At 61.9% G+C, this 21541-nt stretch carries 18 protein-coding genes and 1 pseudogene; 12 read left to right on the plus strand and 7 right to left on the minus strand.

The window, feature by feature from the left end; genetic code table 11:
• The coding region (locus tag NW809_RS02890) for an NAD(P)/FAD-dependent oxidoreductase (RefSeq protein ID WP_414401487.1) at positions 1–694 on the plus strand (694 nt) is incomplete at its 5' end.
• 14 nt (positions 695–708) lie between these two features.
• On the opposite strand, the gene dnaG is transcribed toward NW809_RS02890, so the two are convergent.
• Positions 709–2604 carry a DNA primase gene (gene dnaG, locus NW809_RS02895; RefSeq protein WP_414401488.1) on the minus strand — a complete coding sequence of 632 codons (1896 nt, stop codon included), beginning with the start codon at positions 2602–2604 and terminating at the stop codon, positions 709–711.
• A gap of 145 nt (positions 2605–2749) precedes the next feature.
• Between dnaG and NW809_RS02900 the strand changes: the two genes are divergently transcribed.
• The 4 genes from NW809_RS02900 to NW809_RS02915 all read left to right on the plus strand — a co-directional run bounded on the left by NW809_RS02900 (position 2750) and on the right by NW809_RS02915 (position 5707).
• Positions 2750–3097, plus strand: coding sequence for a c-type cytochrome (locus tag NW809_RS02900; RefSeq protein ID WP_011431130.1), 348 nt, complete (start codon positions 2750–2752; stop codon positions 3095–3097).
• The gene (locus tag NW809_RS02905) at positions 3097–3444 is read left to right on the plus strand and encodes a hypothetical protein (protein WP_414401489.1); all 348 of its coding nucleotides are present in this window, start codon (positions 3097–3099) and stop codon (positions 3442–3444) included. The genes NW809_RS02900 and NW809_RS02905 overlap by 1 nt, the downstream gene beginning before the upstream one ends.
• Before the next feature lie 62 nt (positions 3445–3506).
• Positions 3507–4094 carry a YcnI family protein gene (locus NW809_RS02910; protein WP_099812869.1) on the plus strand — a complete coding sequence of 196 codons (588 nt, stop codon included), beginning with the start codon at positions 3507–3509 and terminating at the stop codon, positions 4092–4094.
• 17 nt (positions 4095–4111) lie between these two features.
• Positions 4112–5707, plus strand: coding sequence for a copper resistance CopC/CopD family protein (locus NW809_RS02915; RefSeq protein WP_099883679.1), 1596 nt, complete (start codon positions 4112–4114; stop codon positions 5705–5707).
• Here NW809_RS02915 and NW809_RS02920 read toward each other — a convergent pair.
• Positions 5704–8562: a tetratricopeptide repeat protein gene (locus tag NW809_RS02920; RefSeq protein ID WP_414401490.1), complete on the minus strand. Its 2859-nt coding sequence runs from the start codon at positions 8560–8562 to the stop codon at positions 5704–5706. The genes NW809_RS02915 and NW809_RS02920 overlap by 4 nt on opposite strands.
• A gap of 84 nt (positions 8563–8646) precedes the next feature.
• Entirely contained in the window at positions 8647–9045 is a 399-nt protein-coding gene (locus tag NW809_RS02925; protein ID WP_099812866.1) for a DUF4346 domain-containing protein, read from the minus strand.
• Between the two features lie 238 nt (positions 9046–9283).
• Between NW809_RS02925 and NW809_RS02930 the strand changes: the two genes are divergently transcribed.
• The 6 genes from NW809_RS02930 (at position 9284) to NW809_RS02955 (ending at position 17001) form a co-directional block, all read left to right on the plus strand.
• A complete protein-coding gene (locus tag NW809_RS02930; RefSeq protein ID WP_414401491.1) occupies positions 9284–10318 on the plus strand; it encodes an HD-GYP domain-containing protein in 1035 nt (344 codons plus the stop codon).
• A 38-nt stretch (positions 10319–10356) separates the two neighbouring features.
• Positions 10357–10674 carry a YlxR family protein gene (locus NW809_RS02935; protein ID WP_099812864.1) on the plus strand — a complete coding sequence of 106 codons (318 nt, stop codon included), beginning with the start codon at positions 10357–10359 and terminating at the stop codon, positions 10672–10674.
• Between the two features lie 388 nt (positions 10675–11062).
• The gene (infB, locus tag NW809_RS02940; protein ID WP_414401492.1) at positions 11063–14158 is read left to right on the plus strand and encodes a translation initiation factor IF-2; all 3096 of its coding nucleotides are present in this window, start codon (positions 11063–11065) and stop codon (positions 14156–14158) included.
• 102 nt (positions 14159–14260) lie between these two features.
• Complete coding sequence (locus NW809_RS02945; RefSeq protein ID WP_414401493.1) at positions 14261–16090, plus strand: proline--tRNA ligase; 1830 nt, start codon at positions 14261–14263, stop codon at positions 16088–16090.
• A 21-nt stretch (positions 16091–16111) separates the two neighbouring features.
• On the plus strand, positions 16112–16729 hold the full coding sequence (locus tag NW809_RS02950; RefSeq protein WP_414401494.1) for a hypothetical protein: 618 nt from the start codon (positions 16112–16114) through the stop codon (positions 16727–16729).
• Positions 16726–17001 carry a hypothetical protein gene (locus NW809_RS02955; protein WP_011431141.1) on the plus strand — a complete coding sequence of 92 codons (276 nt, stop codon included), beginning with the start codon at positions 16726–16728 and terminating at the stop codon, positions 16999–17001. The genes NW809_RS02950 and NW809_RS02955 overlap by 4 nt, the downstream gene beginning before the upstream one ends.
• Before the next feature lie 96 nt (positions 17002–17097).
• Here NW809_RS02955 and NW809_RS02960 read toward each other — a convergent pair whose 3' ends face one another.
• The 3 genes and pseudogenes from NW809_RS02960 to NW809_RS02970 all read right to left on the minus strand — a co-directional run bounded on the left by NW809_RS02960 (position 17098) and on the right by NW809_RS02970 (position 19365).
• Positions 17098–18144 carry a hypothetical protein gene (locus NW809_RS02960; protein WP_228375300.1) on the minus strand — a complete coding sequence of 349 codons (1047 nt, stop codon included), beginning with the start codon at positions 18142–18144 and terminating at the stop codon, positions 17098–17100.
• Between the two features lie 294 nt (positions 18145–18438).
• Positions 18439–18822 (minus strand): annotated as a pseudogene (locus NW809_RS02965) (zinc ribbon domain-containing protein); the annotation flags it as partial.
• 117 nt (positions 18823–18939) lie between these two features.
• On the minus strand, positions 18940–19365 hold the full coding sequence (locus tag NW809_RS02970) for a hypothetical protein (protein WP_187147158.1): 426 nt from the start codon (positions 19363–19365) through the stop codon (positions 18940–18942).
• A gap of 242 nt (positions 19366–19607) precedes the next feature.
• On the opposite strand from NW809_RS02970, the gene NW809_RS02975 reads away from it, so the two are divergent.
• Positions 19608–19742: a hypothetical protein gene (locus NW809_RS02975; RefSeq protein ID WP_255322487.1), complete on the plus strand. Its 135-nt coding sequence runs from the start codon at positions 19608–19610 to the stop codon at positions 19740–19742.
• Positions 19743–20108: 366 nt separating this feature from the next.
• Here NW809_RS02975 and NW809_RS02980 read toward each other — a convergent pair.
• A partial coding sequence (locus tag NW809_RS02980) for a transketolase family protein (protein ID WP_414401495.1) occupies positions 20109–21541 on the minus strand: 1433 nt, incomplete at its 5' end.

Consider the following 21541-nt stretch of genomic DNA (forward strand, 5'->3'; position numbering starts at 1 on the left):
GGCCTTGCGGCGCCAGGGCCGGCGCATTACGGGCGTGGAGACGGATACCGACTTCTGCGGAGCGGCTCAGGTGGTGGTGTGCGCCGGCGGCTGGACACGGGCTTTGTTGCGCCAGGCCGGGATCTGGGCTCCTATCTACTTCACCCACGCCGAATCCCTGGAGCTGGATCCTGCGGAGGTGCGGTTGAGAGCCATCGTCATGGGCGCGCCCGTGCAGCGTTTGGAGCTGGAGCGGCAAGCTGGCCGCCCCGACCGGGATCCCCTCTGGGACCAGCCGGGACAGGAGCTCTGCCCGCCCATCCTGGATGTCGGGATCGTGCAGTTTCTCGACGGCAGCCTTCGCCTGGGGCAGATTAGTCGGGTGCTGACGGATCCCATGGCCGAGGTAGATGCCGCTGCCAGCGAAGCCCAGATCCGGGAACAGGCCGGTCGCTACCTGCCTCAGGTGGCCCGCCTGCCTGGGCGGTGGTATCACTGCTTGGTGGCCTTCAGCGCCGATCACCAGCCTTTGGTGGGATCCCTGCCCGGCTGGGAAGGGCTGCAGCTCTTCTCCGGCTTCAGCAGCCCTTTGGCCATCCTGCCGGCCCTGGCTCGCCGCTTTGCCCAGCAGGCCTATGGACAAGAGGATGAGTGGCTCCCCAGCCTCTCGCCAGCGCGCTTTGCTGGGCCCTCACCCCCTGCCCCGCTCCCTTAGGGAGAAGAGCCCCCCTAGTCTTCAGCCAGCGGTGCCTCCAGCAGGTCTTCCAGGTTGAGTTGCACCTGGCGCTGCAAGGCCTGAATAGCCTGATATTCCTGTTGAATGCTGGCCTGGTACTGGGCAGCCAGAGCGGTGTTGCCCTCGGAAAAGGCCTGATCCCAGAGCTGCGTCCAGTAGCGGTAGCGCTTCTGGCGAATTTCCAACTCCATGTTGGCCAAGGCAGCCCGCACCACCAGGCGCGGACGCATCAGGGCCACGCGGGTATTTTCGTCCAGCCAGAGCAGGTGGCTGAGGCGCTCGTTGAGGTCCTCGTCTTGGGCGCAGAGGGTGCGCAGGGCGGTCAGGAGACCCTCTCCCTGGTCTTCCAGCTCCGGCTGGGCCGAGAGCAGCTCCAAGATCCGCTGCCACAGCTCCCGGTGGGGACGGAAGCTAAACTGCAGCTCCCGCTCCATCAAGGTTTGGCGGATCTCGCGGCGGTACTCGGCAAAGTGCAAAAAGATCTGCAGAAGGTGGGACTCCGATTGCAAAAGTTTGCATCCCTTGGGGGCAGCAAGTTGCCGGGGTTTGGACCAGCGGTACTGGCGCACGGCCCGGCGCAGGTCCTCTTCCAGATCGCGGCAGAGGCGAGCGTTGCCCCGGCTGAGCAATTCCGCCACTTTGTGGATGTACAGAGAGCGCCATTGCCCGCCCAAACCAGCCAGCAGTTGTACCAGCGCCTGATAGGCCTGTTGGAAATCGGCACCTTGAGCGAGATCCCGACCGGCCAGCACCTGGTCAATTTGCCAATCTAGCCACAGGGGAGCCTGAGCCAGCAGGGCCTCAAATGCGGAGACCGAGTGCTGCCGCAGGAACTCGTCGGCATCTTTCCCGGCAGGAAGGGTGAGGATGCGCAGCTCGATTTCCCCCCGCCGCACCTGCTCTTCAATGGCCTCGATGGCCCGCTTGGCGGCATTCAACCCAGCGCGGTCGGCATCGAAGTTGAGAATCAGCCGCTTGGACTGGGTATAGCGCAGCAGAGTCTTGACCTGGTGCGGCGTCAAGGCTGTGCCCATCGCGGCTACGGCATAGGCGATGCCGGCTTGGTGCAGGGCGATGACATCGAAATAGCCTTCCACCACCAAGACTTGGTCGGCTTTGGCAATGGCCTCGCGGGCAAAGTTGAGACCATAGACCACCTGGCCCTTGTTGAAAAGTTCCGTTTCCGGGGAGTTGAGGTACTTGGGCTGCTCCTCTCCCAGGGCTCTGCCGGCAAAGCCAATGACCCGCCCCTGCAAATCGAAAATGGGCAGCATGATGCGGTTGCGGAAGCGGTCGTAATGGCCGGATCCCTGCTGGCGCGGCACCAGCAAGCCGGCTTCTTCTAGAAGTTTGACCGGCTGGCGCTTTTGGTTGACCAGGTACTCGTAGAGCGAGTGCCAGCCGGGGGGAGCAAAGCCGATTTGAAATTTTTGCAAGGTCTCTTCGCTCAGGCGGCGGCTGTGCAGGTACTGGCGGGCGGCGGATCCTATCTGGGAGCGGAGAGCATGCCGATAGAAATCGGCAGCCAGGGCCAAAATCTCCAGCAGCTTTTCCCGGTGGGAGAGTTGGCGCTCGTAGTCCTGGGAGAGGGATCCCTTGGGCTCCGGCACATGGTAGCGGCGGGCCAGGTGGCGCACCGCCTCGGCAAAGGAAAGGCCCTCTATCTGGCTGACAAAGCGGATGACATCTCCCCCCGCCCCGCAGGCAAAGCACTTGTAGATCTGCTTGCTGGGGCTGACCTGAAAGCTGGGCTTGTGGTCGTTGTGGAAAGGGCAGAGGCCGACGAAATTCTTGCCCTGCTTGCGCAACACCACCTTTTCGGCCACCACCTCGACGATGTCGGCCTTCTGGCGCACCAACTGGATGAACTCCGGCGGCAGACTGCTCATGGCCCTGGGGATCCTGCACCCTATGGTACCTGCAGGGGAGTTGACAGGCTGTCTTTTGACCTAACCTGACCTAGTGGAGATAATGGTCTAGCTTCAAAAGCTGGATTTTTCCATGAGCGGTTTTTTGCAGATTGTTGAGAGGAAAATGCGGATCATCAAGTTTTTCTTGCTCCTTTTGCTGGTCGGCGCCGCCGTCTTCTGGGGCCCGCAGGTGGCTTCTGCGGAACCGGATTTGGCTTTGGGTGCCAAGGTCTTTCAGGCCAAGTGTGTGGGCTGTCACTTGAACGGTCGCAACACTCTGGTGGCGGCGAAAAACCTTTCCCTGGCTGCCCTGCACGAGTACCACGTGGATACCCCTGAGCTGATCCAAGCCCAGGTGCGCAACGGCAAAGGGGCCATGCCCGCTTTTGGCAAGCTCCTCAAACCAGAAGAAATCGAAGCCGTGGCCGCCTATGTTCTCGACCGGGCTGAGCACAACTGGAGCAAAGGCTGATGGCTCAGGAGAGGACTCAAGATCTGACCTTGGCTCCGAAAAATTCTGTCGCCCCGGTGCCGCAGGAGCAGGGCTGTGGAGCACAGGGATCCCGCCGCAAAATCTTGTCGGTTGGTGTGGGGGCGCATGGTTTGGTGGCCCTCGGCATCTCCGCCCACGGGGTGGTGGCCATAGGCGTGGTGACCCACGGCATTCTCTCCATTGGCCTGGTGGCGATGGGCGCCCTCTCTTTTGGGCTGGTGTCGATGGGCCTGGCCAGCGCCGGCCTGGTGTCCATGGGCCTCTCCAGTTGGGGTCAGCACAGCATGAGCGTAACCGAATCCCACGGATCCCATCACCATCCATAGGTTTTGCCAGCCAGACCCTGCCTGGTTCTCTTTCCACCTAGCGTTGTTAAGGAGCGTTTGCAATGTTCAGTTTGCAAAGTTACTTGGCCTTGGCCAAGAAATCTCTGCTTGCGCTGGGGATGAGCGTTTTGCCCCTTGCTTCTGCTTGGGCCCATGTAACCGTCCATCCCAAAGAGGCCCCGGCGGGCAGCGTTGCCAAGCTCACCTTCCGCGTGCCCCATGGCTGCGATGGATCCCCCACCATTCGCCTGCGGGTGCAGATCCCGGAAGGGGCGACCTCGGTGAAGCCGATGGTGCATCCCCTGTGGAAAATTGAGACGGTGAAAAAGCCGCTGGACAAACCTTACGAGTCCCACGGGAAGATGATCACCGAAACGGTGGCCGAGGTGATCTGGAGCGGCGGCTCGCTGCCGGATGAGTTTATGGATGAGTTCAGTATCCTTCTCAGGTTGCCGGATCGCCCCGGCGAGACCCTCCCCATCCCGGTTATCCAGGAATGTGAGCAAGGCATGTACCGCTGGATCCAGGTGGCGCAGCCGGGGGAGGATCCCCATAGCTTGCCGGAGCCAGCACCCCTGCTGAAGCTGACGGGTAAAGGAGAGACCCACGGCCACGGGCATGGACACAGCCACGGGCATGGCGCTCGCTAGCCGGGTTTGCCGTTGGGATGATGTCTATCCTCTTCTGGATTCGGGTGGGTCTCTTGTGCGCCCTGCTGTGGGTGGGCGGGATCCGACCCGTTTTTGCCCACGCCAGCTTGCTCTCCACCTTTCCCGAAGATGGGGCGATGCTGCAGGAAGCCCCGGCGCAGGTGCGGCTGGTCTTCAATGAACCCGTGCAGCTCACGCAGCTCCAGGTGCTGGACAGCAACGGCCAGGTGCTGCCCCTGGAAAACTTGGTTAGCAGCGGCAACGCGCCCCAGGGAGATTTGCCTGCGGAGATGCCGGAGGGGGTTTACATCGTCAGTTGGCGGGCCATCTCTGCCGACTCTCATCCGGTAGGGGGCTCGTTTGTCTTCCTGGTGGGGGCGGCGGATCCGGAGCTGTTGCGAGCGGCGAGGGCAGCCCAAGCGGGGGATCCCTTCTATTGGCCGCTGGTGGGGGTGCGCTGGGGGATCTACCTGGGCAGCCTGTTTGTTGTCGGCGTGCTGGGCTGGTGGCGGCTGGTGCGGGGGCGGTCGGGCACTGCCGATGAAATAGAGCTCTCTGCTGAGGCCTGGGCTTTTGCTGCCGCCTGGCTCACCCTCAGCCTGACGCTGGTGGCTTTGGGTTTGCATTTGGCCCAGCTCTACCCCCACTTTGCCGGGCCAGAGCTGCTGAGCGTGCTCATCTCTCCCTACGGATGGGGCACAGGGCTGCGGCTGGTGGGGCTGGGGATCCTGATCTGGGCCTGCGAGGGCGGGCCCCGCTGGGCCAACGGCCTGGGGTCGGTGGCGGTGATAGGGTCGTTTTTGCCCATCGGCCATGCCCTCACCAGCGAGTATCCAGCAGGGACGATGGCCCTCTTGGGGCTGCACCTGGCCGGCTCGGCTTTTTGGTTGGGGGGGCTGTGGGGGGTGGAGCGCCTGTTGAGCCGATTGCGCCAGCGGGACGGAGTCCTTGAATGGACTTCCCAATCGGCAGGTGTCATCCAACGATTTTCCGATGTGGCCACCTGGGCTGTGCCGGGGCTGGTGCTGGCGGGAGTGGGGATGGGCGGGATCCACCGCGGCTGGGACTGGGAGCACCCCTACGGGCAGTACCTCTGGGCGAAGCTGTTGCTGGTGCTGATGATCGTGGGTTTGGGCGCCCACAACAAGTTGCGGCTGCTGCCGGCGTTGCGAGAGGGGGTTTGGTCGGCGGGCCGATCCCTGCGCCAAATTGTCCGCCTGGAGTTGGTGGGGCTAGTTCTGGTGCTGGCCTTGACCAGCTTTCTGGTGGCCCAAGCCCCTCCTGGCCAAGGAGCGGGACCGGCTTGCCAAGAGACATTGAGCTGGCCGGAAGGCAGCCTCCGCCTGCAGATCCTGCCCTGCCGCCCTGGCAACAACCGCATCCAAGTGGAAGTTAAGGGGATCCCCGCCCAGGAGCTGAGCCTGGAGTTTGACCTCCCCGCACGTGGGATCCCGCCTCTGCGCCGCCAGGCGCTGCCAAGAGAACCTGGCCAGTTTGAGGTGGAAGATGTCCTCTTGCCCTTAGCGGGAGAATGGCAGCTCAAGGTAAGGCTGCTGGTGAGCGACTTCGAGGAGCGACGGGAGCAAGTTAGGCTCAGGGTAGAGGATCGCTAAGAGCTGCCTAGGGAGTGAGTCTCTTCTTCCCAAAGGCGACCCTCGTATCCTTGCAACTGGAGAGCAGTTTGGAAGTCCTGACAGGCTCCTTGCCAGTCACCAACGGCAGCGCGGGCTAGGGCACGGTTGCAGTGGGCTTTGATGTGGCTGGGATCCCGTTCGAGAACCTGCGTGTAGTCGCGGATAGCTGCCGCAAAATCTCCCTGTTGGGCGTAGGCCCAGCCGCGGTTGTTCAAGGCCCAGAGGCGCGTCTGCGGATCTGGCTCCAGTTGCAGGAGCTGGGTGTAATCGGCCAGGGCCCTCTCTATTTCCCCCGCCTGATCCCAAAGGAGAGCCCGCCAGAGGAGGGCGTGGCGCTCCTGCGGGTTCAAGGCCAGGACCTGGGTGTAGTCGGCAATGGCCTGCTGCAGCCGGTTGGCCTGGCGGTGGAGATCCCCCCGCTGCCGGTAGGCCAGCGCCGCATCCGCCAGCCCCCAGTCGCGGTTGCAGCCTATGGCCCGGTCGAGATCAGCCAACGCTGCCTCCTCGTCTCCCAAGACTAGGTGTACCGCTGCCCGCAGGGCAAATCCCTGGGAAGCCTGCGGCTGCTCTTGGATCAAGGCCGTGAAATCGGCCAGCGCTCCCTGCCAGTCTTCCAGCCGCTGCCGCGCCATGCCCCGGTACAAGTGGATACGAGCCATCAGATCCAGCCCATGGGGGCCCCCCGGCTGGCCTGCCCACTGCAGCGCCTGGGAGAAATCCTCACAGGCTGCTGCCCAATCTTCTTGCTCAAAGTAGATCTGGCCGCGGTCGAAGTAGAGCTGCGGGTTGCGGGGATCCCGCTCCAGGGCAGCCGTGTAGTCCTGCAGGGCCGCCAAGGGATCCCCCAAAAGCCGGTGAACCTGCCCGCGGCTGCTGCGGGCGCCGACATCGCTGGCATCTAAAGCAATGGCCTGATTCAAGTCTGCCAGAGCCGCTTCCAGGTGACCCAGCTCCAGATGGGCAATCCCACGCTTGAGGTAGGCCTTGGCCAGCCGGGGATCCAACTCCAGGGCGCGGTTGAAGTCGGCCAAAGCGCCTGCCGGATCCCCCAACCCCTGGCGGGCCAGCCCCCGGTAGAAATGGGCTAGCGCCAGGGCAGGATTAAGGCGGAGCGCCTGTTCGCAGTCAGCCAGCGCTGCCTCCAGGGCGTTGCTGCCCAGGTAGGCCACAGCCCGCTGCAGATAGAGCTCCGCTTGAGCTGCCGCCACGGCTCCCGAAGGCTCCTCCCCCTGCGTAGCCCTCAGCGCAATGGCCTGGGAAAAATCAGTAATGGCCCCTTGCAGATCCCCCAACGCCTGCCGGGCTAGACCGCGGCGGTAACAGGCCTTGGGGTGGCCGGGATCCAACTGCAGCGCCTGGGTATAGTCCTCAATGGCTCCCTGAAAGTCCAGCAACTGCGCCCGTGCTACGCCCCGGTTGAAATAAGCTTCCGTATCTTGGGGATTCCGTCGGAGGACCTCGGAAAAATCGGCTACAGCCCCTTGCGCATCTCCCAACTGGCCGCGCACTACGCCGCGGTTAAAGTAGGCCCGTACTTCCTCGGGGTTGAGCTCAAGGGCGCGGGAATAGTCCTCGATGGCTTGCTGCGGCTGATCGAGCTGCCGGTAGGCATTGCCGCGGCTGTAGTAGGCCAGGACCCAGTGAGGGTCGAGACGGAGGGCGTGCGTGTAATCAGCAACTGCTCCCTCATAGTTCCCCAGCCGATAGCGAGCGATGCCGCGGTTGAAATAGGTGCGGGCATCTCCTCCCCCCAGTTGGATGGCGCGGGTGAAATCTTCCACCGCTCCTGCCCAGTCGCCAGTTTTGTAGCGGACGCTGCCCCGCTGGCTGTGGGCGCGGCCATTCTGGGGATCCAGTTGAATGGCCAGGGTGTAGTCGGCAATTGCTCCCTGCAGATCCCCTTGGCGAGCTTTTTCCTGGCCGCGGGTTACCAAGCGCATCGCCAAGAGTTGGTCCACCGAAAGCTGGGAAAGAGCAGGCGCTACACCTTCGGGGGGGGTAGGCAGGAGAGGCCGCAGCGCCTCCATCACCTCAGCCGCCGACTGGAAGCGCTCCTGCCAGCGGGGACAGATCATGCGATCTACAATCTCGGCCAGCTCCTTGCTAACTGGCACCAGATCCCGCCAAAGCAGCTGGCCGGTGCGGGGATCGTCCCGGATCTTGGTGGGGGGATGGCCAGTCAACGCTTGGATGGCCAGCACCCCCACCGAGTAGATATCGCTGCAGGGTTGGGGCTTGCCGCCAAGCTGTTCTGGGGCTATGTAGCCCACCGAGCCGATTACCGTCGCCACCTGGCTTTGACCGGGGGCGTGGCTAACCAATCTCCCCACCTCCTTCACCGCCCCAAAGTCAATCAACACCAACTTGCCGTCGAAGTCGCGGCGCATCAGGTTGGCCGGCTTGATGTCCCGGTGCAGGATCTGGTGGGCGTGGACATGGCGCAGGATCTCGAGAACTTCCCACAGGAGTTGCACGACCTCTGGCTCGCTGAGCGGCTTGCCGTCTACCAGCTCGTGGGTGAGGTCGTGCCCGGCAATGAACTCCTCGACTAAATAGAACTCCTGATCCTGCTCGAAGTGGGCCAAGAGGCGAGGTACCCGGTCGTAGTTGTTGAGCCGGTTGAGAACCTTGGCCTCCCGTTCCAACAGCTTGCGCGCCGTGGCCAGGGTGTAGGGATCCGTCGAGAGCGGGCGCAGGCGCTTGACCACGCAGGGAGTGTTGAAAGTGTCGCGATCCACCGCCTTGTAGGTAACCCCAAACCCTCCTTGCCCCAGAAGGCCGAGGATTTCGTAGCGTCCCCGCAGAATGGCTCCCGGCTTAACCTTGTCGTCCATGGCCGAGCTTGCCCTGCAGTGATCTTGGTCACGGCAAGCTGGCTCGATTCTGCCATAGGCTGGCCTCCTGCAGCGAGCTTGGTCTTAGTCCTGCACGTACTCTTCGCCAGAGAGCAGGGCCGCCTCTGCCTTCTGAAACTCCCGCCCCAGGTAGGCGGCGTGGCTGAGCTGAGAGACGACCTTTTCGCTTTCTTTTTCAAAAATCTGGACGCACAACTCTTTGGCCGTCCGGCCAACGTACACCCGCTGCGGGGAGCGATTGACCGGCCCCCGCGCGGGGATCACCGCTCCAGTCTCCGGGTCGGTGGCCAGCCCCCGCTCGTTGATCACAGTGCTGTAGTACTTAGCGCAAATGAGCTGCTGCTGCCGATCCACATAGATGACAAAGTAGCCTGCCGGGTCTAGCTCCAGGGATCGGCGGGAAAGCTGGTCATCGATGCGGCGCACCTGCTCCTGCAGAGACTCAGAGGAAAAAGACGGCATGGTAAAGTCAAAACGGGTGCCAAAAACGTAGCCAAGACTACCTCCATTATCCCCATTGTGGCCGAGGAATGGGATCCCTAGCGAGGGAATTGCGACAGAAAAAATCCCCTTATTTACCCGTGTTTTAAGGGATTGGCGGCGGCTTGAGGCCCTGGCAAGTTCAGTGGAAAGGCGGATGCTTGCAATTGGGAGCTGAAATTACGGTGGAAGCGGTGAGCTAGGAGTAGTCTCTACCAAGATGCAATCCGCCCAAGCTGAGAGGCCCGTGAGGGTTGGGATCCCTGAGATAGCACCTTTTGGAGAGCAGGAGCCGGCGGGCCATCTCCTCATCGTGGACGATCAGCCCCACAGTCGCCTGTTGCTGGGGGATCTGTTGGAGAGCATTGGTTATCGCGTCAGCGAGGCGGAAAACGGCCAGCAAGCCCTGCAGATGCTGCCAAGCTTGCAGCCGGATCTGGTCCTGTTGGATGTGATGATGCCGGGGTTGGACGGATTCGAGGTCTGTCGGCGCATCAAGGCTGATGAAGAGACACGCCTGATCCCGGTGGTGTTGATTGCAGCGGCCAGCGACCGCAAAAATCGCCTGCGCGGGATTGAGGCGGGGGCAGACGACTTCTTGAGCAAGCCCTTTGACGAGTCCGAGTTGCTGGCGCGGGTGCGCTCCCTCGTTCGCCAGAAGCATCTCAATGAAGACTTGGATCATGCCGCCCAGGTTTTATTTGCCATTGCCCGCAGTGTAGAAAGCCGGGATCCGACCACCGGGGATCACTGCGAGCGGCTGGCAGCCCTGGCCAAGAGCTTTGGCGAGTTTCTCCAGCTACCCCGTCCCCTGATCAAGGTGCTGACCTGGGGAGGTTACCTGCACGACATCGGCAAAGTGGGCATACCCGACGCCATCTTGGGCAAAACGGGCAAGCACACGCCGGAAGAGTGGGAGGTGATGAAATCCCACGTCCTAATTGGAGAGGAAATCTGCCGCCCCTTGCGCACCATGAGGGATGTGCTGCCCCTTATCCGCCACCACCACGAGCGCTGGGACGGCAGCGGCTATCCCGACGGCCTCAAGGGAGAAGCAATCCCCCTGGTGGCCCGCGTCTTTCAGATTGTCGACATCTACGACGCCCTTACCTCGGAGCGGCCCTACAAGCGAGCCTTCACTGTCCAGGAGGCCATGGACATCCTGCGGCAAGAAACGACCAAGGGCTGGCGGGATCCCTACTTGGTGAAGCGTTTCTTTGAGTTTCTCAGGTCGCGGCTGCCCCATTTGGAGTAGACTGGACTAGTTCCCGTGCTTCAGCGAGATGGCGTCTTTTGGCAGGGGCAGATCCGCTACGTCGCTGTGTCGGCTGTCGCCAACTGTTTCCCCGCTCCCAGTTGTGGCGGCTGGTTAGGCAATACGACACTCACCAGGTGCTTTTGGATCAGGGCATGGGGCGTTCTGCCTACCTCTGTCGCCGCCTCGAATGTCTGCGGGCGGCCCGGCGTAAGCACCAGATGAGCAGAGCCCTCAAGGCAGCAGTGCCCGACTCGCTGTGGCAACTGCTGGAGCAGCAACTGCTGCGCGATTCTGAGGCCCAGAGCCCCCCGGAAACATCAGCCCCGGGGGCAAGCGCTTTAGACAAAACCTAGGCAGCTCCAGAATTGGCCAAGTTAAGATATTGAAACACCTTTTCAGGTTCATCCAGTCGCGAACTACACGGCAGCCCCTCTCAACCGTCAGAATGAGGACTGGCTGCGGCCAACCTGTATGAGCCGCAGAAAGGTTATTCTAAAAAGCACTGTTGATGTTGGTTTCTTCCCCGGTTGTCCTAGCTTTATGTCCCCTGCGGATGTTTCCAAAGTAGCTTCGGACTTGGATTCCCTCCAGTCCGCGCTCTTGGAGGATCGCCGAGATGCTCTCGCTGTGCCGAAGGAAGTGGCCACACACCCAACAGGTTCAGTCCCATCTGGCGATTTGGATCGTATTAACTTGGGTTGTAAAACTGACAAGGAGCAAGGAGCAGAGGCTAGCAGACGAATGACCGATAAAGTCCGACTTTACGAGATTGCCCGCGAAATGGGATGTGACAATCGCGAGGTGCTGGAGGTTTGTGAGCAGTTGGGGATCCCTTTCAAAAGCCATAGCAGCACCATTTCTCCAGAGCAAGCCGAGTTGGTGCGCAGCAAACTGAGTGAACCTCGCGTTGTGAAACCGACTCGTCCCCGGCTCCGGCCCAAGCTGCAACCTGAGAGCTCTCAACCGCAGCCTCCCGTCGAAGCCAAAGCAAGTGAGCGCCCTCAGCACATTGTCGGCATTCGCCGGCCCGCTCCTGCTCAGCAGCAAGCTGCTGCTGGTGAGGCCAGTTCTTCCAAGCCTTCGCCGCAGCGACCCGACCAGCTCTCCTCTGAAAAAGGGGCTGCCGGTGGCAGCCTCGAATTGATAGGCCCGCCGCGGCGGCAAGTCGATCCGCCTGCGCGCCCGGCTGCCCAGGAGCCGCAGCCGGCAGCTGCTTCTACTCGCCCTGAGGCTGCCGCCAAAGCCGGCAGCCCCGAACCTAGCCCTGCTCCGGCGGCCAAGCGACCGACAGTGCTCCCCCCCCCTCGACGAGCCGCCTCTGGGCCCGAGCCGCCGCAACGGGCCCCTGAATCCCGTCGCCCTGGCCTTGCGGAGGCGCCCTCCCCCAGCGGCGCTCGTACCTCTCCTCCTGTCGAGGAAAAGGTTTCTCTCCCTCAAGCTGAACAGCGCCCGCGTCCGCAATTGGTGGGCGCGCCTGTCCGCCCTGGCACTCGTCCCGAGCCGCGCTCGCCGGTGGCCAAGAAGGAAGAGAGCTCCGACAGCGGCAAAGCTGACGAGGCTCCTCGTCCGCAGCGGCGGCTGGAATTGGTAGGGCCTCCTACCCGTCCTGTGGCTAAGCCTCTTCCCCCTGAGCCGGATGCTTCCCCTCGCTTGCCAGAAGGGATCCCTGAGGAACGCCCCACGCCGGTGTTGGCCGAAGCTCCCGTGCGGCCTGCTGCGCCCAAACTCAAGCGCAAGACGGTGGAAGAAGAGGACGAGGAACTACAAGCCCTCGAACGACGGGCCGGCCGCACCCAGGCCAAGCGCAAACGCAGCCGCAGAAGAGAGGAAGGAGACGGAGACGTTCTGGATTTGGATCCCTTGACCGTCCTCTCCAGCGTCAAGCAGGCGGAGCTGAACGCGCTCAAACCCTTGGCGCGCCCCACCGCCAAGCCCCCCTCCTATCGTCCGCCCGCGGCAGCAGCTCGCCCTCGCCCGGCTGCTGAGCGCCCCCAGCGGCCCTCGGCCTCCGCCGAAGCTACTGCTCCTGAGGCCGCAGCAGAATCCTTGCCAGAAGAGAAGGTATTGCTCCTGGAGGGCAGCCTCACCGTGCAAGAATTGGCCCGCCGCCTGCGGGTAGCCGAAACCGAGATCATCAAAACCCTCTTCTTTAAAGGAGTGAGGGTGACCATCAACCAGGTTTTGGACGAGTCGCTGGCCGAGTCGGTGGCCAAAGAGTTGGGCTACGAAGTACGTCGGCCCGAGGCAGAGCCCAAAGCTAAGAAAAGCGAGATGCTTGAGCTGGAGGACATTGACCATCTGGTGCCCCGTCCGCCGGTGGTCACCATCATGGGTCACGTGGATCACGGCAAAACCACTTTGCTCGATGCCATCCGCCACACTAACGTGGCCCAGCAAGAAGTCGGTGGGATCACCCAGCGCATTGGCGCCTACCACGTGGACGTGGACTTCGAAGGCCAGAAGCGGCGCATTGTTTTTCTGGATACTCCTGGCCACCAGGCCTTCACGGCCATGCGCGCCCGCGGTGCCAGCGTTACTGACATCGCTGTCCTGGTGGTGGCTGCCGACGATGGGGTGCAGCCGCAGACGCTGGAGGCCATCAGCCACGCTCGCGCAGCCCAGGTGCCCATCATTGTGGCCATCAACAAGATCGACAAGCCCGGCAGCCAGCCGGAGCGCGTCAAGCAACAGCTGGCAGAGCATGGGCTGGTGCCGGAGGAGTGGGGTGGTGACACGCCCATGGTGCAGGTCAGCGCTCTCACCCGCCGCAACCTAGACGCCTTGCTAGAGATGATCCTGTTGGTAGCGGATGTGGCGGAGCTGCAGGCCAACCCCAACCGGCCTGCCCGCGGCACCGTGATCGAAGCCCACCTGGACAAGGCTCGCGGCCCGGTGGCTACTCTGTTGGTGCAAAACGGTACCCTGCGGGTGGGCGATACCCTGGTGGCCGGCGCCGTCTTGGGCCGGGTCAAGGCGATGATGGACGACCGCGGCCAACGGCTGCAGGAAGCGGGGCCCTCTTCGGCGGTGCAACTGTTGGGCCTGGAGGAGGTGCCCGCAGCGGGGGATGAGTTCCAGGTGTACGCCGACGAGAAAGAAGCCCGGCGGATTGCCGAGGAGCGAGCGGAAGCCCTGCGGCAAGCCCGTCTGCAACAGGCGCTGCTGTCGCGGCGGGTGAGTTTGGGCAGCATCTCTGCCAAGGCCCAGGAAGGCCAGCTCAAGGAGTTGAACTTGATCATCAAGACGGACGTGCAGGGATCCGCCGAGGCCATCCAGACGGCGCTGCAGGATCTGCCGCAAGAAGAAGTGCGCTTGCGAGTGCTTCTAGCAGCTCCTGGGGAGATCACCGAGACTGACGTGGATCTGGCAGCAGCCAGCGACGCCATTATTCTGGGTTTCAACACCAGCTTCGCCCCCGGCGCGCGGCAGGCTGCCGACGACAAGGGGGTGGATGTGCGCGAATACGACATCATCTACAACTTGCTGGACGATCTGCGGGCAGCGATGGAGGGCCTGCTGGAGCCGGAGGAGGTGGAGGAGCCGCTGGGCCAGGCGGAAGTGCGCAAAGTCATCCCCATCAGCCGCGGTGCGGTTGCCGGCAGCTACGTGCTCTCCGGCAAGGTGCAGCGCAACGCTCTGGTGCGGGTTCGCCGCAAAGGGGAGGTGGTCTACCAGGGCCGTCTCGATTCTCTGAAGCGCTTCAAGGACGACGTGCGGGAGGTGGCCGCCGGTTTCGAGTGCGGGATCGGCATCGAGAAGTTCGATGCCTGGCAAGAAGGGGACCTTATCGAGGTCTACCAGATGGTTACCAAGCGGCGGACGCTGGCTCCTGCCTAGTTAATTTGGGTGGCCTAGCGTCGCAGGGATCCCAGTCCAGGGGATCTAGGAGGGAGGATTTGCTCCAGAACAACGGAAGCAGTTGCTAAGTGGAGGGGAGGGATGCAACGGAGCCAGAGATTGAGTCAGATGTTGTTTGTAACCCTGCGGGAGGATCCTGCCGAAGCAGAACTGATCAGCCACAAGCTGCTGCTGCGGGGCGGCTTTATCCGGCGGCTCTCCCCGGGGATCTACACCTATTTGCCGCTCCTCTGGCGGGTTTTGCAAAAGATCTCGGACATCGTCCGGGAGGAGATGAACGCCATCGGCGCTCAGGAGTGTCTGCTGCCCCAGTTGCAGCCAGCCGAGATCTGGCGGGAGTCGGGCCGCTGGGACGTGTACACCCAAGCGGAAGGGATCATGTTCGCCCTCAAAGACCGACAGGGGCGCGAGCAGGCCCTGGGCCCTACCCACGAAGAGGTGATTACCCTGCTGGCCCGGGATCTCATTCGCTCCTATCGCCAGTTGCCGCAAATTCTCTATCAAATCCAGACCAAGTTCCGCGACGAGATTCGACCCCGCTTTGGCCTGCTGCGCGGGCGGGAATTCCTCATGAAAGACGCCTACTCCTTCCACGCCAACGAAGAGAGCCTGCGCCAGACCTACCAGGACATGTACCAGGCCTACGGCCGCATCCTGCGCCGCTGCGGGCTGGAGTTCCGCGTGGTGGAGGCCGACGCCGGCGCCATCGGGGGGCCATCGGCAGCCTCGCAGGAGTTTATGGTGTTGGCCTCTGCCGGAGAAGACGAGATCCTCTACACTCCTGATGGCTCCTATGCCGCCAATGTGGAGAAGGCCGTCTCCCTTCCGCCGCCAGCAGCAGACTCCCCCTACACCACCTTCCAGGTTCTGGACACGCCGGGAACGGAAACCATCGAGAAGCTGGCCAATTTCTTGAAGATCTCCCCCACTCTGATTGTCAAAAACGTCCTCTACCAAGCCCTTTACGACAACGGCCTACGGGTGGTGGTGCTGCTGAGCATCCGCGGCGATCAAGAAGTCAATGAGGTGAAGCTGGCCAACCACCTCAACCGTCTGGCGGAGCGCTACCAAGCCAACAAGTTGCTCAAGCTCACCTTGGCGGATGCGGAGATCCAAAAAAGCTGGCAAGGGGATCCGATCCCCGTGGGCTACATCGCGCCCGACCTGCCGGATAGCTGCCTGGGCCGGCAGAAAAACCTGGCCCCTCAGATCCTGCGCCTGGCCGACCAGACGGCAGCCCTGCTGAAAAACTTTGTAACCGGCAGCAACCAGGTGGGGCGGCACGTAGTGGGGGCCAACTGGGGCGAGCAGTACCCCCTGCCGGAGGTGGTGGACGTGCGCAAAGCGCAAGCCGGGGATCGCTGTCTGCTCAACCCCGACCAGATTCTGGAAACCGCCCGCGGCATTGAGATCGGCCATATTTTCCAGTTGGGCCTCAAGTTTTCGCTGCCGATGCGGGCCAGCTTTACCGACGAGCAGGGATCCGAGCAGCCCCTGTGGATGGGCTGCTACGGCATTGGGGTATCGCGCCTGGCCCAGGCGGCGGTGGAACAGTCCCACGATGCCAATGGGATCATCTGGCCGGTGGCGATCGCCCCTTATCACGTGGTGGTGGTGGTGCCCAACGTCTCCGACCCAGAGCAGACGAAGGTGGCGGAAAAATTGGTGCAGGAACTGGCTGCTGCCGGCATCGAGACCCTCTGGGACGACCGGGACGAGCGGGCCGGCGTCAAGTTCAAAGATGCGGATCTCATCGGGATCCCTTACCGCCTTACCACCGGGCGCAGCCTTAAGCAAGGCAAGGTGGAATTGGCCGAGCGGGCCACCGGCCAAGCGGTAGAAATTCCCATTGAGGAAGTGGTGGCTACCCTCAAAGAGCGGATTGCTGCCGCTCTGGCTGTGCCAGATTGAGCAGGGCTTTTGTCGTAACCAATGCTGAACCTCTCTCTTCTCAAGGAAGACGAATCCTATACTTTTCGCTCTTATTTTGAGATGCCCTACGAGCCAGAGGAAATCCTGGCTCAGTTTAGCTACCGTCTGGAGATAGGAGAGTGGACATGGCCCGTTGCCCCTGCCCCACCCCAAACCCCAGCTCTGAAAAACCGGATCCGACAATTGTTGCCTTTGGTCAGCCTCACCAGCGAGACAGCCCGCCGAGAGCTGCTGGTGGCCCCTGTGCTGACGGAAGTGGCTCTTCACTGTCGAGTTCCTTTGCGGCTGGAATATCCCCTGATGGTCAACAATTGGCTCAAGGGCAGCCTTGATTATCTCTTGCGGGGCAAGAACATCCTGCTGGTGGTTGAAGCCAAAAAGGACGATCTGACGCGGGCTTTTGTCCAAATGGCGGTGGAGATGATCGCCCTGGCCCAGGTGGAGCCGCAAGCGCAGATCTACGGCGCTGTTACCATTGGATCTATCTGGCAGTTCGGGCAGATCCTTGGGGATCCGCGGACAATCCGACAAGACTTGACTTTGTACCGAGTACCGGAAGATCTGAAGAGCGTTGCCGGCATCCTCACGGCCATGGTAGGGGATCCCAGCCAACCATGAAACCCAAAACCCTCTGGTTTGCCCTGCAATTGATGGTGGCCGCTGCCGGGATCAGCGCGGCCATCAAATATGGCGGCCCCTACTTGGCCTTGCCGGAGACCCTGCCGGTGATCCTGGCCATGATCGTCTCGCCCGCCTTGGTCATGGCCGGGATCCTGTGGCGCTGGCAACAGCGGTCTTCTCTCTCCCCAACCCGCGCTCAAGACCGCCAGGGATCCCCGCCAACTGCAAACTCTGAGAATCCAAAAATCTCTCAGCCGCCTTTCCATTGACCCTCACCCCCAGCCCCTCTCCCTCTGGGAGAGGGGAGCTTGGGCGCCACTGCCAGGCCGGCAGGGCGACACTCTCAGTCCAGCCAAGGGGACAGGCTACTGCTGGGTGAGGCGCAAGGTTACCGTCGGGCTGGTTTGGTTGCCGGAAGTGGCCGTGAGATTGATCTGATACACCGTGCCGGAGGCCGGAATGGGCGGCCGCACCGTAACGGTGAAGCGGCCCTGGGCATCGGCTTGCACAGTTTGGTTGGTCACCGTCTGTTGGGCGCTGATGATGCCCCCCAGCGAGGTCGAAGCCGTTACATTCACCCGCACCGAAGCGTTGGGAGCCGTCGTGCCCTGCAGCGTAAAGGAAGAGCCGGAAACCCGATCCCCATCGCGCAGGTTGGTGATCTGGGGCAGCAGGCTGGAGAGGCTGATCGTCGCGGCAACCTCTTGGGTGGCGAGCCGCTGGATACCACCGGCGGCCCCCTCGATCAGGCGGGCGGGCTGTTCTGCGGTCATAAAGCGCACCTGGCCGCCGTTTTCCAGGCGAGCGATGACGATCCCTTCGCGGGTGGCATCTTTTGGCTCGATCAGGGCGTTGACCACATAGGTGCCGCTGGAAACTTCCTGAGCCGGCAGGGTTTGCACCTGCCGCCCGTCCTGGACAAGGTAAACGGTTACCCGGCTGGAAGGAGTGCCTTTGACGGTTACCAGCAGGATCTCGCCCGCCGCCAAGGGGCGATTGCCGGCGTTGTGATCCACCAGGTCGATAGAGGCGCGGACGGGGTTACCCACGGTGAAGCTCCAGGTCACGCGGCGGGTCACCCCCTGGGTATTGGTGAACTCCAGCAGGACTTCCCGCCGTCCCGGCGGTAGCGGCTGCGAGGGACGGTAGGTGAAGAAATCCCGGGTAATCACCGACTCGGCAGTAACATCTTTGCCATCCACAAAAACCCGCACCGTCTCCGGACGCACGCTGACCCCATCTTGGCTGCGAAAAGAAGCCGAGATTGGCGAGGTGGGCTCCACATTGGTGGCCGCTTGAGCCGGGCTGGGATCCGTAATTTGTTGAGCCCTTGCCGGCAGGCCCGACAACCCCACCACCGCAGCGCCCATCACCAAGGCACGGGGAAACCAAGAATACAAGTTATCGCTCATGAGACCATCCAAAAAAAGTAAAAGTAAAGGACACTTCAGTTAGGTTACAGGCGAGTAGCTCAAAGGCAGAGCAAAGTCTACAAGAACATCGACCTGGACATCCTGTTTGCATCCTGTCATAGGGGTCGATTGCTGTCGATACGCCTAAACCTCGGGTTGGCTCTCCAACAGACCCAGCTCCAACGTCAGATTCGAGTAAGGTTGACTGCCATGTAAACTACCCGGCTCCGACCGCCCCCCTTCCAGCCCCCAACCCCCGTATACGGGGGCAGGGGGGCGGGGGGATTGAGGGGGGTACGAAGCGGGCTTTTGGTAGCCCTGCAGTTGGCAAGCCAACCACGGGCCCCCCTCTTGTCCCCCCGCATGCGGGGGGATGTAGGGGGGCTGGTTTACAGCAACCCCCAAAAGTGCAATCCCGTTGGCACCGTTAAAATCTGCATCCCCTTCCCAACCACAGAGCGGGTTCACACAACGAAAATGCTTCCCTTCCCGTTGCTCAATCCAAAAACACTGGTGGCAGGTCTGCGAGCTGTAGGCAGGTGGCACCACCACAACCTGGATCCCTGCTCTCGCTGCCTTGTAGTGCACAAACTGCCTCAGTTGATAGAACGCCCAACTATTGGACCGCCGACGCTCGGTTTTGCTGCGCGGCGGTCGGTGGCTACGTTCCCGGATCCCCCCGCCCCCCAGTCCCCCCGTGTACGGGGGGATATAGGGGGATGCGGCGTTCATCTTCGCAAAGTTTAGAACCCGGTCGGGATCCCAAAGGCTATCTTTTGCCCGTTCAAGCTGGCATCAATTCACGAAAATAGCGCCTGTCTCTTGTAAATCGAGACAATGGTCGCCGGAGACATCGTTGACCAGGCGCACCTCTACGGTGATTACATTCAAGGGATCCACGCTCACCCGGTAGCCCACTGGGGACAACATCGGCGTGTTGATGGCCATGCAGTTGGGGATCGGCAGGTTGCTCAGACGCAGCGTTTCTCCCGGCGGAAGTTCCGACACCTTCTGGCGCGGATCGGTAAAGCCGTATTCCAGAGGCAGGCCGGTGCGATTGTGGATCACCAGCTCAGCAGGCAGGTTGGGGTTGAAGCGGGCCACCGGGCGATCGAAGACCAATTGATCCACACCCACCGGCAGGCGAGGCAGCGGCACTGTCCGAAAGGCAGGCTGAGCGACAGCACGGTGTCCACCCACCCAGGCTGACAAAGCGACCATGATCAAGCCGAGTCTTTTGCTTCCTTTCGCGTACCTCATGCCTCTGCCTCAGAATGCGCCTTGAAATTGGGATCCCCTTCCTTGCCTGCTTGTATTGTTCCCAAAAAGGGCTGGCCGGGCCAGGTGGTCGCTGTTTTTTCAAGGGTACGCCTCAGCAAGCTCCCCTTCCAGCTACCGCAGCACCGCACGGCAGAAATTCCGGGGGAGAAGGTTAAATTAGAGTTAACGGGGCATAAAGAGGCATGGCTATGCCAGAAAAACTGGAAAAACCGGAGAAAAACTACTCCTGGAAGGGCAGTGCCAACGCAGGCCGGGTACTGACGATTTTGGCCGTCGTGGGGGGAGCGGTGATTTTGCTGGCGGGCTTCCTGCAGTAGGCCGAGCTGTCAGATCCTCAGTTGCTCCAGGAACATCAGCATGTCGCCAGAAGCCAACGTTTTCCCTTCAAGGCGGGGGTGGAAAGGGTTAGCTTTCCAGAGGAAAGCGGATCTGGGGTCGTTTTAAACAAAGTTATGAAACTATGAAACAACTTTCTCGCTCCCCTCTCCCACAAGGGGAAAGGAGGTGGGGGGGAGGGGGCAAGGGTCTTAACCTTGTTTGAAACAACTGCAATGTTTTGCAAGTCCTGCTGAACAAGTTGTCAGCCTTCGCTAAGTCTTGTCAAGTTGTGCCACCATTGGGCAGCAAAAAAGACCCAGCAGAGAAGGGATCCCTGCTGGGTTTAGGCCGGAGGAGCAGAAACCTTAGCTTAGGAGACGGCGCGCGGTATTGAGCACATTCTCCACCGTGAAGCCGAACTTCTCCATGCACACGGGGCCGGGGGCAGAAGCGCCGAAGCGGTCGATGCCGATGGCCACCCCCTCAAAGCCCAGGTACTTGTGCCAGCCAAAGGTGGATCCCGCCTCGACGGAGACGCGCTTGGTGACCTTGGGGGGCAAGACCTCGTCGCGGTAGCTCTGGGGCTGGGCCTCAAATAGCTCCATGCAGGGCATGGAGACCACCCGTACCGCCCGGCCTTCCTGCTGCAGTTGGGCAGCGGCCTTCACCGCCAGCTCCAGCTCTGAGCCGGTGGCGATTAGGATCAGTTCTGGGTTGGGAGTATCCACCACTACATAGGCCCCCTTGGCCACCCCCTCAATGGAGGTGCCTTCCACGGGGTTAACCGCCTGCCGGGTAAACACCAGCACCGAAGGGGTGGAGGTGGACTCAAGGGCTACTTGGTAGGCTCCCACCGTCTCGCGGGCATCAGCGGGGCGGATGACGTAGAGGTTGGGGATGGCCCGCAGGGAAGCCAGCGTCTCAATGGGCTGGTGGGTGGGGCCGTCTTCTCCCAGGGCAATGGAGTCGTGGGTCATAATATGGAGCACCCGCGCCCGCGAGAGGGCCGACAGGCGAATGGCCGGCCGCATGTAGTCGCTGAAGACCAAGAAGGTGGCGTCGTAGGGAATGAGGCCGCCGTGCAGGGCTATGCCGTTGGCAATCGCCCCCATACCGTGTTCCCGTACGCCAAAGCGGAAGTTGCGCCCATGATAGGAGCCGGCCTGGAACTCCGGGATCCCCTTTAAATAGGTCATGTTGGAGTGGGCCAGATCGGCGGATCCGCCCAGCAGCTCTGGCACCGCCTTGGCCAAAGCATTGAGACAAAACTTGGAGAGGTTGCGGGTGGATTCTTTGCCGGTTTCGGCAATGGGAGCCAACGCTTCTTTCCAGCCTGCGGGCAGCTCCCCGGCCATGATGCGCTTGAATTCGGCGGCCTCTTCCGGGTAGGCCTTCTCGTAGGCGGCAAAGCGCTCGTTCCACTCCGCCTCGGCCTTGGCCCCCTTATCGATGGCCTGGCGGAAGTGGGCCAGCACCTCGTCGGGAATGTAGAACTCCGGCTCCAGCGGCCAGCCCAGATTTTGTTTGGTGAGTTTCACCTCCTCTGGCCCCAGCGGCGCCCCGTGGACGCTCTCCGTGCCGGCTTTGTTGGGGGATCCGTAGCCGATGGTGGTCTCGACAATGATCAAGGAAGGCTTGTCGGTAACTTCTTTAGCTTTCTGGATAGCGGCGGCAATTCCCTTCAGGTCGTGGTTGCCATCTTCCACTTTTTGCACATGCCACCCGTAGGCCTCGTAGCGCTTGCCCACATCTTCGGTAAAGGCAATTTCCGTGCTGCCGTCGATGGAGATGTGGTTGC

This window comes from Synechococcus sp. WC101, from assembly GCF_047461555.1.
Taxonomy (GTDB): domain Bacteria; phylum Cyanobacteriota; class Cyanobacteriia; order Thermostichales; family Thermostichaceae; genus Thermostichus.

Coding starts and splice junctions, on each gene's coding strand:
- dnaG (WP_414401488.1), bottom strand. CDS start 2,604: ATGAGCAGTCTGCCGCCGGAGTTCATCCAGTTGGTGCGCCAGAAGGCC.
- NW809_RS02900 (WP_011431130.1), top strand. CDS start 2,750: ATGCGGATCATCAAGTTTTTCTTGCTCCTTTTGCTGGTCGGCGCCGCC.
- NW809_RS02905 (WP_414401489.1), top strand. CDS start 3,097: ATGGCTCAGGAGAGGACTCAAGATCTGACCTTGGCTCCGAAAAATTCT.
- NW809_RS02910 (WP_099812869.1), top strand. CDS start 3,507: ATGTTCAGTTTGCAAAGTTACTTGGCCTTGGCCAAGAAATCTCTGCTT.
- NW809_RS02915 (WP_099883679.1), top strand. CDS start 4,112: ATGATGTCTATCCTCTTCTGGATTCGGGTGGGTCTCTTGTGCGCCCTG.
- NW809_RS02920 (WP_414401490.1), bottom strand. CDS start 8,562: ATGGACGACAAGGTTAAGCCGGGAGCCATTCTGCGGGGACGCTACGAA.
- NW809_RS02925 (WP_099812866.1), bottom strand. CDS start 9,045: ATGCCGTCTTTTTCCTCTGAGTCTCTGCAGGAGCAGGTGCGCCGCATC.
- NW809_RS02930 (WP_414401491.1), top strand. CDS start 9,284: ATGCAATCCGCCCAAGCTGAGAGGCCCGTGAGGGTTGGGATCCCTGAG.
- infB (WP_414401492.1), top strand. CDS start 11,063: ATGACCGATAAAGTCCGACTTTACGAGATTGCCCGCGAAATGGGATGT.
- NW809_RS02945 (WP_414401493.1), top strand. CDS start 14,261: ATGCAACGGAGCCAGAGATTGAGTCAGATGTTGTTTGTAACCCTGCGG.
- NW809_RS02950 (WP_414401494.1), top strand. CDS start 16,112: ATGCTGAACCTCTCTCTTCTCAAGGAAGACGAATCCTATACTTTTCGC.
- NW809_RS02955 (WP_011431141.1), top strand. CDS start 16,726: ATGAAACCCAAAACCCTCTGGTTTGCCCTGCAATTGATGGTGGCCGCT.
- NW809_RS02960 (WP_228375300.1), bottom strand. CDS start 18,144: ATGAGCGATAACTTGTATTCTTGGTTTCCCCGTGCCTTGGTGATGGGC.
- NW809_RS02970 (WP_187147158.1), bottom strand. CDS start 19,365: ATGGTCGCTTTGTCAGCCTGGGTGGGTGGACACCGTGCTGTCGCTCAG.
- NW809_RS02975 (WP_255322487.1), top strand. CDS start 19,608: ATGGCTATGCCAGAAAAACTGGAAAAACCGGAGAAAAACTACTCCTGG.